At 74.6% G+C, this 14,736-nt stretch carries 10 protein-coding genes; 3 read left to right on the forward strand and 7 right to left on the reverse strand.

The genetic code is table 11. The features are described from left to right. Positions 1 to 49: 49 nt before the first annotated feature. On the forward strand, positions 50 to 2,338 hold the full coding sequence (locus tag ACYVAP_RS11695; protein ID WP_498860750.1) for an LCP family glycopolymer transferase: 2,289 nt from the start codon (positions 50 to 52) through the stop codon (positions 2,336 to 2,338). Positions 2,339 to 2,380: 42 nt separating this feature from the next. Here the strand turns inward: ACYVAP_RS11695 and ACYVAP_RS11700 are convergent, their stop codons facing one another. Continuing rightward, positions 2,381 to 3,823, reverse strand: coding sequence for an NAD(P)/FAD-dependent oxidoreductase (locus ACYVAP_RS11700; protein WP_498860751.1), 1,443 nt, complete (start codon positions 3,821 to 3,823; stop codon positions 2,381 to 2,383). 84 nt (positions 3,824 to 3,907) lie between these two features. On the opposite strand from ACYVAP_RS11700, the gene ACYVAP_RS11705 reads away from it, so the two are divergent. Continuing rightward, the gene (locus ACYVAP_RS11705; RefSeq protein WP_498860752.1) at positions 3,908 to 6,271 is read left to right on the forward strand and encodes an excinuclease ABC subunit UvrA; all 2,364 of its coding nucleotides are present in this window, start codon (positions 3,908 to 3,910) and stop codon (positions 6,269 to 6,271) included. Positions 6,272 to 6,328: 57 nt separating this feature from the next. On the opposite strand, the gene ACYVAP_RS11710 is transcribed toward ACYVAP_RS11705, so the two are convergent. Further along, positions 6,329 to 6,913, reverse strand: coding sequence for a GNAT family N-acetyltransferase (locus tag ACYVAP_RS11710; protein WP_264450892.1), 585 nt, complete (start codon positions 6,911 to 6,913; stop codon positions 6,329 to 6,331). A 40-nt stretch (positions 6,914 to 6,953) separates the two neighbouring features. Between ACYVAP_RS11710 and ACYVAP_RS11715 the strand changes: the two genes are divergently transcribed. Continuing rightward, on the forward strand, positions 6,954 to 7,823 hold the full coding sequence (locus ACYVAP_RS11715; RefSeq protein ID WP_498860753.1) for a class I SAM-dependent methyltransferase: 870 nt from the start codon (positions 6,954 to 6,956) through the stop codon (positions 7,821 to 7,823). 22 nt (positions 7,824 to 7,845) lie between these two features. Here ACYVAP_RS11715 and hutH read toward each other — a convergent pair whose 3' ends face one another. From hutH to ACYVAP_RS11740, 5 genes are all read right to left on the reverse strand, one after another. Then, on the reverse strand, positions 7,846 to 9,387 hold the full coding sequence (gene hutH, locus ACYVAP_RS11720; protein WP_498860754.1) for a histidine ammonia-lyase: 1,542 nt from the start codon (positions 9,385 to 9,387) through the stop codon (positions 7,846 to 7,848). Between the two features lie 85 nt (positions 9,388 to 9,472). After that, positions 9,473 to 10,858, reverse strand: coding sequence for a YjiH family protein (locus ACYVAP_RS11725; RefSeq protein WP_498860755.1), 1,386 nt, complete (start codon positions 10,856 to 10,858; stop codon positions 9,473 to 9,475). 53 nt (positions 10,859 to 10,911) lie between these two features. Continuing rightward, entirely contained in the window at positions 10,912 to 12,171 is a 1,260-nt protein-coding gene (locus ACYVAP_RS11730; RefSeq protein WP_498860756.1) for an amidohydrolase family protein, read from the reverse strand. Next, positions 12,168 to 13,529, reverse strand: coding sequence for a formimidoylglutamate deiminase (locus ACYVAP_RS11735; protein ID WP_498860757.1), 1,362 nt, complete (start codon positions 13,527 to 13,529; stop codon positions 12,168 to 12,170). Before ACYVAP_RS11735 ends, ACYVAP_RS11730 begins: the two co-directional genes overlap by 4 nt. Beyond that, positions 13,526 to 14,731 carry a Zn-dependent hydrolase gene (locus tag ACYVAP_RS11740; RefSeq protein ID WP_498860758.1) on the reverse strand — a complete coding sequence of 402 codons (1,206 nt, stop codon included), beginning with the start codon at positions 14,729 to 14,731 and terminating at the stop codon, positions 13,526 to 13,528. The genes ACYVAP_RS11735 and ACYVAP_RS11740 overlap by 4 nt, the downstream gene beginning before the upstream one ends. Positions 14,732 to 14,736: the final 5 nt, after the last annotated feature.

The raw sequence follows: 14,736 nt of genomic DNA on the forward strand, positions 1-14,736 counted from the left end.
TCACAGGCGCGTCCCGGGTCCCGCCGAGGGAGAACCTAGGATGGCCCGCATGACGGATTCGGCCTCCTGGCGCAGGAATCGTCGTGGAGGCCGGCATCAGCAGCCGGTCCGCCGCGACTCGTCCCGCCCTCTCCCTCCCGACGTCGCCCGCCAGAACCGGGAGCAGGCGTTCGGCACGTCCCCCCGCACCTGGGTGGACGCCCCTGCCGGTCGCGGCGCGGATCCCGTCGACCCTTCCCGGCCCGACACGGCCGACGAGCAGAGCGCTCCCGCCGCTCGGGCCGCCGACACCTCCCGCCCCCTGACTCCCCCGGCGGGGACCGTCGAGCCGGCCACCGAGCCGCTCCGGCCCGCCGCGGCCGCGGAGCCCGCCGCAGCCTCCACGCCGACGCCGAGCGCCCGGTCCGCAGCATCGGCAGGGTCCGACACAGGCGCGACGTCGGCCGCGCCGGCGGGGAACGCCGGATCCGGCGAGGGCCCCCGCGGGACGGTCGTCCCCCCGGCGCGACGCACCGGCCACGGTCGGCGCGCGGCGCGCCCGATCGCCGCCGAGCACGATCTCGCGGCGGCGGCCTCCTCCCCCGACCCCGCCGAGGAGCGTGACGCCTGGTCCACCGCCGGCCACCCCGCCGTCGCCGCACCCGCAGCCGCCGCCGGCTCCGCCGCGGCCGCGAGCTCCGGATCGGGGTCGGGCTCCGGCTCCGGCTCCGGCTCCGGGTACGAGCCTCCCTCGGATCGGGGCGCGCGCGACGAGCGCCCCGAGCCCTCCCGCCGCGGCGGGAGCCTGGGGCGCGTGGCCGCCTGGACCGTCGGCACCACGGTGCTGCCGGGCCTGGGCCTGGTCACGACCCGGATGCGGAAGCTCGGCTGGGTGCTGATCGGCGTGCTCGCCGCCGTCGTCCTCGGCGTAGCCGCCTTCCTGCTGCTCGGCGACCCCCTGCGCACGGGCGTCAAGCTCGTCACCCACCGCGGGGTGCTCATCGCCCTGCTCGTCGCCGCCGCGGTCGCCATGGTGGTGTGGATGGTGCAGATCGTCCTCGCCGCCCTCGCGCACTCCACGGCGCAGCGGCTCGAGCGCCGGCGCCGGTTCGTCGCGCTCGGCCTCGCGGCCGTCATGGTGATCGCCGTCGGCCTGCCCTTCGGCTGCGGCGTGCAGTCGCTGTGGGCGACCCAGGGACTGCTCGGCTCGGACTCCGTGTTCTCCCGCTCGGGCTCCTCCACCCTCGCGGACGGCGAGGACCCGTGGGCCGGCGTCGGCCGCATCAACATCCTCATGCTCGGCCAGGACGCCGGGCAGGACCGCACGGGAACCCGACCGGACACGATCATGGTCGCCTCCGTGGACACCGCGACCGGCAAGACGGCCCTCTTCTCCATCCCCCGCAACCTCGAGAAGGTGCGCTTCCCGGAGGGCACCGTCGCCGCCGAGAAGTTCCCCGACGGCTTCGACTACTACGGGAAGAACCAGAACCTCATCAACGCCGTGTGGGCGTGGGCGGAGGAGAACAAGGACCTCTTCCCCGGGGACGACAGCCCCGGCCTCACCGCCACCACCTGGGCCGTCGAGGAGACCCTGGGCCTGAAGACCGACTACTACGCGCAGGTGAACCTGCAGGGCTTCGAGGACATGGTCAACGCGATCGGCGGCGTGGACATGGTCGTGGAGCGCCGCATCCCGATCGGCGGCGGCACCAACCAGGCCACGGGCGGCAAGTACCCGATCACCGGGTACATCGAGCCCGGCCAGCAGCACCTCGACGGCTACCACGCCCTCTGGTACGCCCGCTCCCGTGAGGGCTCCGACGACTTCAACCGCATGTGCCGCCAGCAGCGCATGGTGCGCGTGGTCACCGAGGAGTCCAACCCCGCGACGCTCGCCATGTCGATCCCCGGGCTCGTCACCGCGACCGAGAACAACATCGTCACCGACATCCCGACCTCGGACATCGACGCCTTCGCCGAGCTCGCCCTGCGGATCAAGGACGCGGGCTTCAAGTCCTACCCGATCACGCAGGACGTCACCCCGAGCTACGACGCCGACTGGGACTACCTCAAGAAGTGGACCCAGGCCTCGATCGAGGACTCCATGCAGTCCACCGGCGCGCAGTCCGTGACCGGCGAGACGAAGGCCGGCTCCACGGAGCCCGCGGAGACCGGCGCCGCCCCGGACCAGGAGTCCAGCTCCTCCGAGGAGGAGGAGACCACGACCGAGGAGGCGACGCCCACCGAGGAGGAGTCCTCCTCCTCGGAGGACGAGACCTCGAGCGAGTCCGCCGCCCCGGTCATCGAGCAGGATCCGCTGAAGTCCTGCCTGCCGGGGGCCGAGGAGGGGAACTGACAGGGGGTCACTCCCCCGGCCCTCCCCGGTGACGGGGACGGGTCAGTCAGCGACCTGGAGCAGGGCGTTCTCCACGAGCTCCGGCATCGCCGGATGGATCCAGTACTGGGTGCGCGCGATGTCCCGCGCCGTCTGCCCCGTGCTCATCGCCTGCACGAGCAGCTGGATGAGCGAGGTCGCCTCGGGCCCGATGATCTGCGCGCCGAGGATCGCCGTGGACTCCGCGTCCACGACGAGCTTGAGGAACCCGGTGGTGTCCTCCATCGCCCAGCCGTAGGCGATCGAGGCGTACTCCTGCACGGCGACGCGGATCCCGCGCCCGGAGCGCTCGGCCTCCGCGCGGGCCGTCTCCTCGTCCGCGCCCACCCACGCCACCTGGGGATGGGTGAAGACGCCGAAGGGCACGGGCATCTCGTCGGAGCGGCGCATCTCCTCGGGGTGGAGCACGTTGTGCCGCACGATCCGCAGCTGATGGTTCGCGACGTGCTTGAGCTGGTCGGGGCTGGAGATGTCCCCGAGCGCCCAGAGCCCGGGGAGGACCTGGCCCTCCGGGTCGAGGACCCGCTGGTAGGCGTCCACCGCTACCCGGCCGCCGTCGGCGAGGCCGATCCCGCCGGCGGCCACGTCGAGCCGGTCGGAGTTGGGGCGCCGGCCGGTCGCGACGAGCACGTCCTCCGCCTGCAGGACCACCTCCTCGCGGCCGCGCGTGCCGCGCAGCTCGACACCGGCCCCGACGCGGCGCACGGAGGTCGTGTCCAGCCCGGTCTCGAGCCGGATCCGGCCGCCGAGGATCTCGGTGAGCCGGGCGGAGACGTCGGCGTCGGCCGCGCGCAGCACCCGCTGCGAGCGGGCGACGAGGGTGACGTCCACGCCGAGCGCGTCGAGCACGTGCGCGAACTCGACGGCGATGATCCCCGAGCCGAGGATCAGCATCGAGGCGGGCAGCGCGTCCATCCGCATGACCGTGTCGGAGGTCTGCGGGGCGGCGTCGACGAGCCCGTCGATCGCGGGGATCTCCGGGCGGGAGCCGGCGCCGAGGACGATCGTGTCCGCGGTGATCTCACGGGTGGTGCCGTCCGCGAGCTCGACCCGCAGCGTCTTCGGGCCCGTGAAGCGGGCCTCGCCGCGCAGCAGGGTGAGGTTCGCGTTGTCCTCGTGGGAGGCGCGGTACTCCTCGCCGCCCGCGGAGATCGGGTCGATCCGGCCGAAGATCCGGTCCCGGATCGCGGGCCAGTCCACGCCCTCGAGCCGCTCGCGCACACCGAGCGCGGCGGACTCCGACGGCGCGAGCGCGAGATCCGCGGTGCGCACGAACATCTTCGTGGGGATGCAGCCGAGGTTCAGGCAGGTGCCGCCGAACACGGCCTGCGGGCCCACCCCGCGGTCGATCTGCACGATGCTGCGGCCCGCGAGGTCCGGTCCCGGGAAGGAGTTCACCGAGCCGGAGCCGATGAGGGCGATGTCGTAATGGGTCTGCGCGTTCACCGGGCCAGGCTAGTCCGCCGCGCGCCGGCGGGGTGATCCTGGTTGAATCCGACCTGCCGTCCCCCACCGCACCCAGGAGCCTTCATGACCGCCGCCGCCCATCCCGCCGACGCCCATGACGTGATCCGCGTGGTCGGGGCCCGCGAGAACAACCTCCGCGGGGTCGACGTCGACATCCCCAAGCGCCGCCTCACCGTCTTCACGGGCGTCTCCGGCTCCGGGAAGAGCTCGCTCGTGTTCGGGACGATCGCCGCGGAGTCCCGCCGCCTGCTCAACGAGACCTACAGCGCCTTCGTGCAGGGCTTCATGCCCTCGACCTCGCGCCCCGAGGTGGACGTGCTCTCCGGGGTGACCTCCGCGATCGTCGTGGACCAGGAGCGCCTCGGCGGCGGGCCCCGCTCGACCGTCGGCACCATCACGGACGCGAGCGCCTACCTGCGCACCCTCTTCTCCCGCCGCGCCGAGCCCCATGTGGGCGGCCCCGGCGCGTACTCCTTCAACGTCCCCTCGGTCTCCGCCGCCGGGGCGATCACCGTGAAGAAGGGCGGGAAGACCCTCGCGGAGAAGGCGAACTTCTCCCGCGTGGGCGGCATGTGCCCGCGCTGCGAGGGCATGGGGAACGTGAGCGACCTCGACCTGACGGAGCTGTACGACGCCACGAAGTCCCTCTCCGAGGACCCGTTCACGATCCCCGGCTACACGGGCGACGGCTGGAACGTGCGGATCATCCGCGAGTCCGGGTTCATGCCGCCGGACGTCCCCATCCAGGACTTCACGGCCCGCCAGCGCGAGGACTTCCTCTACAAGGAGCCCACCAAGGTGAAGATCGGGGACGTGAACCTCACCTACGAGGGGCTCGTCCCGAAGATCCGCAAGTCCATGCTGTCCAAGGACCGCGACCAGATGCAGCCGCACATCCGCGCCTTCGTGGACCGCGCGGTCACCTTCATCACCTGCCCCGACTGCGAGGGCACCCGGCTCGCGGAGCACGCCCGCACCTCCCTCATCGACGGGGTCTCCATCGCCGACGTCTCCGCCCTGCCCGTCACCGACCTGCGCGACTGGGTCGCCGGCCTCGACGACGAGGGCGTGGGCCCGCTGCTGGCGAACCTCCGCGCCCTGCTCGACGCCTTCGTCGGGATCGGCCTCGGCTACCTCTCCCTGGATCGCCCCTCCGGCACGCTCTCCGGCGGCGAGGCGCAGCGCACCAAGCTCGTCCAGCACATCGGCTCCGCCCTCACCGACGTCACCTACGTCTTCGACGAGCCGACCGTGGGCCTGCACCCCCACGACATCTCCCGCATGAACGAGCTGCTGCTCGAGCTGCGTGACAAGGGCAACACGGTGCTCGTCGTCGAGCACAAGCCGGAGACCATCGAGATCGCGGACCACGTCGTCGACCTGGGCCCGCGGGCCGGCCGCGACGGCGGCGAGCTCGTGTTCGAGGGGGACGTCGAGGGGCTGCGCTCCTCCGGCACCCTCACGGGCCGCTTCCTCGCCGCCCGCACCCGGCTCAAGGAGACGGTGCGCGAGCCCAGCGGGGTGCTCGAGATCCGCGGCGCGAGCACCCACAACCTCCGCGACGTCGACGTCGACGTGCCGCTCGGCGTGCTCACGGTCGTCACCGGCGTCGCGGGCTCCGGCAAGAGCTCGCTCATCCACGACTCCCTCCCCCGCGACGCGGACGTCGTCATGGTGGACCAGTCCCCGATCCGCGGCTCCCGCCGCTCGAACCCCGCGACCTACACGGGACTGCTCGAGCCGATCCGGAAGGCCTTCGCGAAGGCGAACGGCGTCAAGCCCGCCCTGTTCTCCGCGAACTCCGAGGGCGCCTGCCCCGTCTGCAACGGCGCCGGCGTCACGTACACCGAGCTGGGCTTCCTCGAGACCGTCGAGTCCGTGTGCGAGGAGTGCGAGGGCCGCCGCTTCCAGGCCTCCGTGCTCGAGCACACCCTCGGCGGGCGCAGCATCGCCGACGTTCTCGAGATGTCGGTCGCGGAGGCGCGCGAGCTGTTCTCCGACGGGGAGGCGAAGGTGCCCGCCGCGGCGCGGATCCTCGGCCACCTGGACCAGGTGGGCCTCGGCTACCTCACGATCGGTCAGCCGCTCACGACCCTCTCCGGCGGCGAGCGGCAGCGCCTCAAGCTCGCCACCCACATGGGCGAGAAGGGCGGGATCTACGTGCTCGACGAGCCCACCTCGGGACTGCACATGGCGGACGTCGAGCAGCTGCTCGCGCTCCTGGACGCCCTCGTGGACGCCGGGAAGTCCGTGATCGTCATCGAGCACCACCAGGCCGTCATGGCGCATGCGGACCGCATCATCGACATGGGCCCCGGCGCCGGGCAGCACGGCGGCACCGTCGTCTTCGAGGGCACGCCCGCGCAGCTCGTCGCCGAGCGGGCGGGCCTCACCGGGGAGGCGCTCGCGCAGTACGTCGGGGCCTGAGGGGACGGCCGACGGGCCCGAGGTCGAGGTGACCGACGGCGCCGTCGTCCCGCCGGCTCAGCCCTCGCCGCGCCAGGCGGGGTTGATGCGCTGGAACAGGCGGCAGTCCGCCCAGCCGCCGCCCGCCGAGCCGAGCCGGAGGTACTGCGGGGCGAGACCGATCTGGGTGAAGCCGTTGCGCTCGAGGACCCGCGCGGAGGCCGCGTTGCCCACGGCGACGCTCGCCTCGACGCGGTGCAGGTCGAGGGCGCCGAAGGCGAGGTCGACGGCCTCGCGCACCGCGCAGGAGGCGACGCCGCGCCCGCTCGCCCCCGCGTCGACCCAGTAGCCGAGGCTCGCCCACTGGGCGGGGCCGCGCAGCACGCCGCTGAGGGTCAGCCGGCCCACGACCTCGTCGTCCACGGTGATGACGAGCGGGACCGTGGACCCGGCCTCGAGCTGGGTGCGCAGCGAGCGGATCATGCGCCGCTGGCCCTCCTCCGTCGCCCATCCCTCGGGGCGCACCGGGGCCCCGGTGAGCAGGTGCTCGCGGTTCACCGTCTCGAGGTGGGCGAGGCGCGCGGCGTCCTCCTCGAGCAGGAGCCGCAGGGCGATCCGCTCCGGGGCCACGCGCTCCTGGTGGTCCTGCCGCTGTGCCGTCATGGCGCCAGCGTAGGGCCGGCGCACCCCGTACCGTGTCCCCGTGACCCGCCCGCTCCCCGCCGCCCTGCTCGCCGCGCTGCCGCTGCTGCGCTGTCCCGTGTGCGCCCTGCCGCTCGACGCCCGGGAGCGCACCCTCGGCTGTGCGGGCGGCCACCGCTTCGACGCGGCGCGCGGCGGCTCCGTGTCCCTGCTCTCCGGTCCTGCCCCCGTGAGCGGGGACGACGACGACATGGCCCGGGCCCGTGACCGCTTCCTCGCGACCGGCGCCTACGGCCCGCTGCGGGACGCCGTGCTGGACCTCGCCGCCCCGGAGGCCTGCGCCGGTCCTGACGGGAGCCCCGTCAGCGCCCGTCGGACGGTCCTGGACGCGGGCTGCGGCTCCGGGTGGTACCTCGCCGCCCTGCTCGCGGAGCAGCCGAGGACCCTCGGCATCGGCCTGGACACCTCGACCCGGTCCCTGCGCTTCGCGGCCCGCGCCCACGAGGGCCTCGCCGCGATCGGCGCGGACCTGTTCTCCCGCCTGCCGCTCGCCGACGCCTCCGTGGACGTCGTGCTCGACGTGTTCTCCCCGCGCAACCCGCCCGAGTTCGCGCGGGTGCTGCGCCCGGGCGGCCGGCTCGTCGTGGCCCGCCCCGCACCGGACCACCTCGCCGAGCTGCGGGAGACGGTGCCCGCGATGGTCGGCATCGACCCGCGCAAGGAGGAGCGGCTCGCCGCCGCCCTGGACCCGCACTTCACGGCAGGCCCCGAGATCATCGTGCGGGCGCCGCTGCGGCTCGGCGCGGAGGCGGCCGCGGACCTCGTGCTCATGACCCCGAGCGCGCGCCACGTCGACCCCGCCGCGCTCGCCCTGCCGGACGAGCTCGAGGTGACGCTCTCGGTACGGGTGAGCGCGTGGACGGTGCGCTGACCCGCACCGTCCACGCGCGGGATCAGGCGAGCGGCCCCACGACCCCCTCCGCGGCGGCGAGCAGGGAGCCGTCCCGCAGGCCCTCCTCCGCGGCCGCGATGTCCGGGGCGAGGAAGCGGTCCGGGCCCGGCCCCTCGACGTTCTCGCGGAGCGCGCTGATCACCGCGGCGCACGCGGTCGAGGGCTGCAGCGGGGCGCGCAGGTCCACAGCCCGGGCGGCCGTGAGCAGCTCGATCGCGAGCACCCGGCGCAGGTTCTCCACGCTCGTGCGGAGCTTGCGGGCCGCGTGCCAGCCCATGGAGACGTGGTCCTCCTGCATCGCCGAGGAGGGGATCGAGTCGACGCTCGCGGGCACCGCGAGCCGCTTCATCTCGGAGACCAGGGCCGCCTGCGTGTACTGGGCGATCATGAAGCCCGAGTCGACGCCGGGGTCGTCGGCGAGGAAGGGCGGCAGCCCGTGGGAGCGGGCCTTGTCGAGCATCCGGTCGGTGCGGCGCTCGGCGATCGAGGCGAGGTCCGCACTCGCGATCGCGAGGAAGTCGAGCACGTAGGCGACGGGGGCGCCGTGGAAGTTGCCGTTCGAGGTGACGGTGCCGTCCTCGAGCACGACGGGGTTGTCGATCGCGCTCGCGAGCTCCCGCTCGGCGACGGTGCGGGCGTGCGCGATCGTGTCGCGGACGGCTCCCGCGACCTGCGGGGCGCAGCGCAGCGAGTAGGCGTCCTGGACGCGGGAGCCCTCGGCGGCGACGTCGGCGATGATCGGCGAGCCCTCGAGCAGGGCCAGCACGTTCGCGGCGGAGGCCGCCTGCCCGGGGTGCGGGCGCAGCGGCGCGTGCAGCTCGGGGCGGAAGACGCCGTCCCGGCCGCGCAGGCCCTGCACGGTCAGGGCGGTGGTGAGATCCGCGGTGCGCACCAGCTCGTCGAGGTCCGCGAGGGCCATGAGGAGCATGCCGAGCATGCCGTCGGTCCCGTTGATGAGGGCGAGGCCCTCCTTCTCCTCGAGCAGCACGGGGGCGATCCCGGCCTCCGCGAGCAGCTCCGGGACGGGACGCTCCGCGCCGTCGCGGTCCCGGGCGCGCCCCTCCCCCATGAGCACGATCGCGCAGTGCGACAGCGGGGCGAGGTCCCCCGAGCAGCCGAGCGAGCCGTACTCGTGGACGATCGGGGTGATGCCGGCGTTGAGCAGCGCGAGCATGGTCTCGATGACGACGGGCCGCACGCCGGTGCGGCCCGAGGCGAGGGTGCGGGCGCGCAGCAGCATGAGAGCGCGCACCACCTCGGTCTCGACCTCGGGACCGGCGCCCGCCGCGTGGGAGCGGATGAGGGAGCGCTGGAGGGCGTGGCGCATCGACGGCGGGATGGACGTGTCCGCGAGGGCGCCGAACCCGGTGGAGACGCCGTACACGGGGGTCTCCCCCGCGGCGAGGGCGTCGATGTGCGCGCGGACGGTGGCGACGTGCTCGCGGGCGGCGGGGTCGAGCTCGACGCGGGCGCCGCGACGGGCGACCGCGAGCACCTCGGCGGCGGCGAGGTCGGAGCGGGAGAGACGGACGGTGTCGGTCATGGGGTTCCTTTCGGACGGCGGTCGCGGGCCGCGCCGACCGCCGCGGACGGTGGCCGTGGTGAGGACGGTGTGAGGACGGGGCCGCTCAGAGCAGGAGGTGGGCGAGCGGTGCGGTGATGAGGATCGTCAGCACGACCCGGACGAACCACAGCACCACCAGCTGGCCCACGTTCACGGGGATCCGCGTGGCGAGGATCGAGGGGACCAGGGCGGAGAAGAACACGATCTGGGAGACGGCGGTGACGCCCACGGTGAAGCGCAGCGCCTCCGACTCGTGGCCGGCGACCACGGTCGCCGGCAGGAACATCTCCGCGATGCCCACGGCGAAGGCCTTCCCCGCGAGCGCCGGCTCGGGGAGCTGGACCAGCCAGGCGAAGGGCACGAACAGCCAGCCGATGAGGTCGAACACCGGGGTGTACGTGGCCAGCAGCAGCCCGGCGAGACCGATCGAGAGGATCGAGGGGACGATCGCGGCGGCCATGAGCACGCCGTCCTTGAAGGTCGCCCAGCTTCCCCGGACCACGCCCGGGGCGATCGCGAGCGCCCGCATCGCCTCGTCCCAGGCCTGCGTGAGTCGGTTGCCCCGCGAGACCGGCTCGGCGAGATGCTCCACCCCCTCGAAGGGCTCGTCGGCCACCCGGCTCAGCGGGGGGATCCGCACCGTGATCGCGGTGACCGCGAAGGTGAGGAGGAAGTAGAGCGTCCAGTGCTGCATGAGGTCCAGGGTGCTCGCCACGATGACCATGAAGGTCGCCGAGACGGTCGAGAACCCGGTCGCGATGATCGCGGCCTCCCGGCCCGTGTAGCGCCCCTCGCGGTAGACCCGGTCGGTGATGAGCAGGGCGAGGGAGTAGGAGCCGACGAAGGAGGCGACGGCGTCGACCGCGGCGCGGCCGGGGACCTTCCACACCGGACGCATGATCGGCTGGACCAGCACGCCGATGAACTCCATCAGGCCGTAGTTGATCAGCAGAGCGAGGAACACGGCGCCGACGGGCACGATCAGCCCCACCGGGATGCCGAGCTTCTCCCACAGGAACGGGCCGATGTCCGGGTTCGCGAGCGGGCCCGGATAGAAGCCCGCGGCCGCGCAGACCGCGACGACGAGGCCCACGATGTTCGCGAGGGCGAAGACGGTGCGCAGCGCGCCGTCCCTCCAGGTGCCGGTGACGAAGGGGCGGACGGTGCCGACGAGCACGAGCCCCACGACCACCCAGGGCACGGCGGGGCCGAGCACCCACCGCACGAACGTCAGGGCGTGGTCGACGAGGATCGTGGACCTCCCGCCGATCTCGACCGAGACGAAGAACATCGCGATGCCGATCGCGCTGTAGAGGAAGAACCGCCAGCGGTGGGGTGGGACGGGACGCTCGGCGCCGTCGGCGCCGATCACGGAGCGGGCGCGATCGGCGGCGGAACCCGCGAAGGGCTCGCGGCGGGGGTCCTGGACTGCGTCGGGCGTCGTCATCATGAAGACCTCTTCGGTGCGGGGGGCGGGGAGGGCGGGGAGCGGGGTGTCCCGGGTCAGGCGAGCCGGCTCCCCGCACGGCGCACCTGATGGGTGAGCGGCATGCCGGGGCGGTAGGCGAGGTGGATCGCGGCGGGGGCGTCGAGCACGTGGAGGTCCGCGCGGGCGCCCACACCGAGGTGGCCGACGTCGTCGCGGCGCAGGGCGAGCGCCCCGCCGCGGGTCGCGGCCCGGATCGCCTCGGCGAGGGTGAGGCGCATCTGCAGCACCGCGGTCGCGACGCAGAAGGCCATGGCGCTCGTGTAGCTCGTGCCGGGGTTGCAGTTCGAGGCGATCGCGAGCTGGGCGCCCGCGTCGAGCAGGGCGCGGGCGGGGGCGAGCGGGGCGCGGGTGGAGAGGTCGCACGCGGGCAGCACCGTCGCGACCGTCGGCCCCGCGTCCACGGCGAGGCGGCCCGGGGCGTCCCCGGGGGCGGTGGGGAGGGAGGCGGTCGCGGCGAGCGCGTCCACGTCCCCCGCGTCGAGGTGGTTGAGGTGGTCGACGCTCGCGGCGCGGTGGCGCACGGCGAGCTCCACGCCGCCGCTGCGGCCCAGCTGATGGCCGTGCACGCGAAGTCCGAGGCCCGCGGCGGCGCCCGCCGCGAGCACGCGGGCGGACTGCTCCGGGTCGAAGGCACCCGCCTCGCAGAACACGTCGATCCAGCGCACGTGCGGGGCGACCGCCTGCAGCATGTCCCCCACCACGAGGTCCACGTACTCCTCCGCGCGGCCCGCGTGCTCCTCGGGCACGAGGTGCGCGCCGAGGAAGGTCACCTCGTCGATCTCCCCGGCCCGGGCGAGGGCGTCGAGCAGGCGCGCGGCGCGGCCCTCCTCGGCGACGGTGAGTCCGTAGCCGGTCTTCGTCTCGAGGGTCGTGGTGCCGCCCGCGGCGGCCTCCGCGAGCCGTGAGCGCACGAGCGCGAGGAGCCGCTCGTCGCTCGCGGCGCGCGTCGCGGCGGTCGTGACGGCGATGCCGCCCGCGGCGTAGGACTCCCCGGCCATGCGGGCCTCGAACTCGGCGGCGCGGTCGCCGTCGAAGACGAGGTGGGTGTGGGAGTCGACCCAGCCGGGGAGCACGGCGCGGCCGCCGAGGTCCTCGCGCTGGTCCGCGGCAGGGGCCGTCGCGGCCGGGCCGGTCCAGGCGACGCGGCCCTCCTCGACCACAAGCGCGGCGTCGTGGAGCACCTGGCCGGGGGCCGCGCCCCGCTCCCCCGGCTCCTCGAGGGCCGGGTCGAGGGTCCAGAGCTCGCCGATGCCGGTGAGCAGGGTGCTGGTCATGCGTCCTCCCAGAGGGGGCTGATGGCGTCCTGGAGCAGGCGGGCCACGTCACCCAGGCGGTGACGGCCCGCGGCGACGATGGTCTCCCCGCCGCGGATCACGGTCGTGACGTCGGCCGCGGTGGCGGTGAGCAGGATCTGCGCGGGGTCGGAGCCGGCGGTGCGCACCGTGTCCAAGGAGAGCACCGCGAGATCCGCGGGGGCGCCGACGGCGAGGCGTCCGGCGTCGGGCCGCCCGATGCTGCCGTGGCCCGTCGCCGCCTCGAGCAGCTGTGCGGGCGTGAACCGACCGCGCTCTCCGCTCGCCAGCCGCTCGTGCATCTCGAGGGCGCGGGCCTCCTCGACGAGGTCGATCACGGCGTGCTGATCGCTGCCCAGGCACAGCCGCGCCCCGGCCTCGCGCAGGGCCCGCGCGGGTCCGATGCCGTCGGCGAGGTCCCGCTCGGTGGTGGGGCAGAAGCTCGCCCAGGCCCGGGCCTCCCCCAGCAGGTGCAGGTCCTGCGTGGTGAGGTGGGTGGCGTGGACGGCGGTGAGGTGCTCGTCCAGCAGGCCCGCATCGGCGAGCAGGCGCACGGGGGTGCGTCCGTGGTGGGCGAGGCAGGCCGCGTTCTCCGCGGGCTGCTCGCTCACGTGCACGTGCAGCGGCAGGCGGGGCCCGTCCCCGCCGAGCTCGGGGAGCAGGACGGCGAGCCGCTCGAGCTGGTCGAGCGGCACGGCGCGCACGGAATGCGCGGCGGCGCCCACGAGCATGTCGCCCTGCGGGTCCTCGCGCTCCTGCAGGGCCCGGACCCGCTGCGCCCAGGCGTCCGCGTCGCGATCGGTGAAGCGGCGCTGCTCGGGGGCCGGGGGCAGGTGCCCGCCCGCGTCGAGGCCGCCCGCGAGGTAGAGCGTGTCCAGCAGGGTGAGCCGCACCCCGGCCTCCGCGGCGGCCTGCTCGAGCGCGCGGCCCATGGCGTTCGGATCCGCATAGGGCGTGCCGCCGGGTGCATGGTGGACGTAGTGGAACTCGCCGACGGCGGTGACGCCGGCGAGCGCCATCTCGGCGTAGGCGGCCCGGGCCAGCGCGAGGTACGCATCCGGGTCCAGGCGCGCGGCCACGTGGTACATCCGCTCGCGCCAGGTCCAGAAGGTGCCGCCCGCATCATGGGTGCGACCGCGCAGCGCCCGGTGGAAGGCATGGCTGTGGGTGTTCGCGAGGCCCGGCAGGGTCACGCCGGGCAGGATCTCGTCGCCGTCCTGCCGCGGGGCGACCTCGACCCGGTCCAGCCGGCCCGCGGCGTCGATGCCGAGGCGCACCCCGCAGCGGTGCCCCTCGGGCAGCAGCGCGTGCTCGCACCAGAGGGTGCGTCGCGCACTCATGCCGCGAGCTCCTTCACGACGGTGACCAGGGCGTCCACGCCCGCGTGGCAGTCCGCGGCGTCCGCATGCTCCTCCGGGGTGTGGGAGGAGCCCGTCGGGTTGCGGACGAACAGCATGGTGGTGGGCACGCCGGCGTTCGCGAGGATCCCGGCGTCGTGTCCGGCGCCCGTGCCCAGGAGCGGCGTGGTCTCCCCGAGCGCGTCCCGCACCCGCAGCGTGAGCGTCTCGTCGAAGCGGGTCGCGGGGGTCCAGGACTCCTCGCGCAGCGCCTCGGGGAACAGTCCGTGGAGGTCGGCGATCACCCCCTGCACGAGGTCCTCGCGCGGGGAGCGGGCGTCGAGCCAGGCGGTGACGTGGGAGGGGATCGCGTTGATCCCGCCCGGGGTCACCTCGAGCTTGCCGACGGTCGCCACGCAGCGGTGCTCGTGGTCGTCGCGGCGGGCGGCGGCCTCCCGCGCGGCGAGGGCGAAGGCCGCGGCCTCGAGCATCGCGTCCGTCCGGTCGGCGAGGGCCGTGGTGCCGGCGTGATCGGCGCGGCCGGCGAAGTCCGCGCGCCAGCGGCCGTGCGGCCAGATGTCGGTGCCGACGGCGACCGCTGAGGTCGCCGGGTCCATGAGCGCGAGCGCCTTCCCCTGCTCGACGTGCAGCTCGACGAAGGAGCCGACGCGGGCGAGGGTCGCCGGGTCCGGGCCGAGGTCGAGGCCGCGCCCGGCGGCGCGCAGGGCCTCGGCCATGCTCACGCCGTCCGCGTCGCGCAGGCCCAGGGCCCGCTCGGCGGTCATGGCTCCCGTGATGACGCGGGAGCCCGCGCAGGCGACGCCGAAGCGCGCGCCCTCCTCGTCCCCGAAGTTCACGACGCCGATCGGGACGGAGGGGCGGAAGCCCTCCTCCTGGAGGACCTGCACGGCTGCGAGCGCGGAGACCACGCCGAGCGGACCGTCGTACGCGCCGCCGTCGGGCACGGAGTCGAGGTGGGAGCCGATGACGACGCCGGGCGCGGCGTCGGGGTCGCCCCACCAGGCCCACTGGTTGCCCATGCGATCCTCTGTGAGGTCGAGGCCGAGGGCCTCGCACTCCCCCGCGAACCACTCGCGCAGGGTGTGGTCCTCGCGGGTCCAGGCGAAGCGGCGGTAGCCGCCCGTGGTGCCGTCGCGGCCCACGGGCAGCAGCTCCGCCCAGCGGCGGTCGAACCCACCGGCCACGGCGC

It is taken from the genome of Brachybacterium horti (genome assembly GCF_054777615.1).

What these genes read in the sequence shown, in the direction of transcription:
- ACYVAP_RS11695 (WP_498860750.1), top strand. Translation starts at nt 50, where the DNA reads ATGACGGATTCGGCCTCCTGGCGCAGGAATCGTCGTGGAGGCCGGCAT.
- ACYVAP_RS11705 (WP_498860752.1), top strand. Translation starts at nt 3,908, where the DNA reads ATGACCGCCGCCGCCCATCCCGCCGACGCCCATGACGTGATCCGCGTG.
- ACYVAP_RS11710 (WP_264450892.1), bottom strand. Translation starts at nt 6,913, where the DNA reads ATGACGGCACAGCGGCAGGACCACCAGGAGCGCGTGGCCCCGGAGCGG.
- hutH (WP_498860754.1), bottom strand. Translation starts at nt 9,387, where the DNA reads ATGACCGACACCGTCCGTCTCTCCCGCTCCGACCTCGCCGCCGCCGAG.
- ACYVAP_RS11725 (WP_498860755.1), bottom strand. Translation starts at nt 10,858, where the DNA reads ATGATGACGACGCCCGACGCAGTCCAGGACCCCCGCCGCGAGCCCTTC.
- ACYVAP_RS11730 (WP_498860756.1), bottom strand. Translation starts at nt 12,171, where the DNA reads ATGACCAGCACCCTGCTCACCGGCATCGGCGAGCTCTGGACCCTCGAC.
- ACYVAP_RS11735 (WP_498860757.1), bottom strand. Translation starts at nt 13,529, where the DNA reads ATGAGTGCGCGACGCACCCTCTGGTGCGAGCACGCGCTGCTGCCCGAG.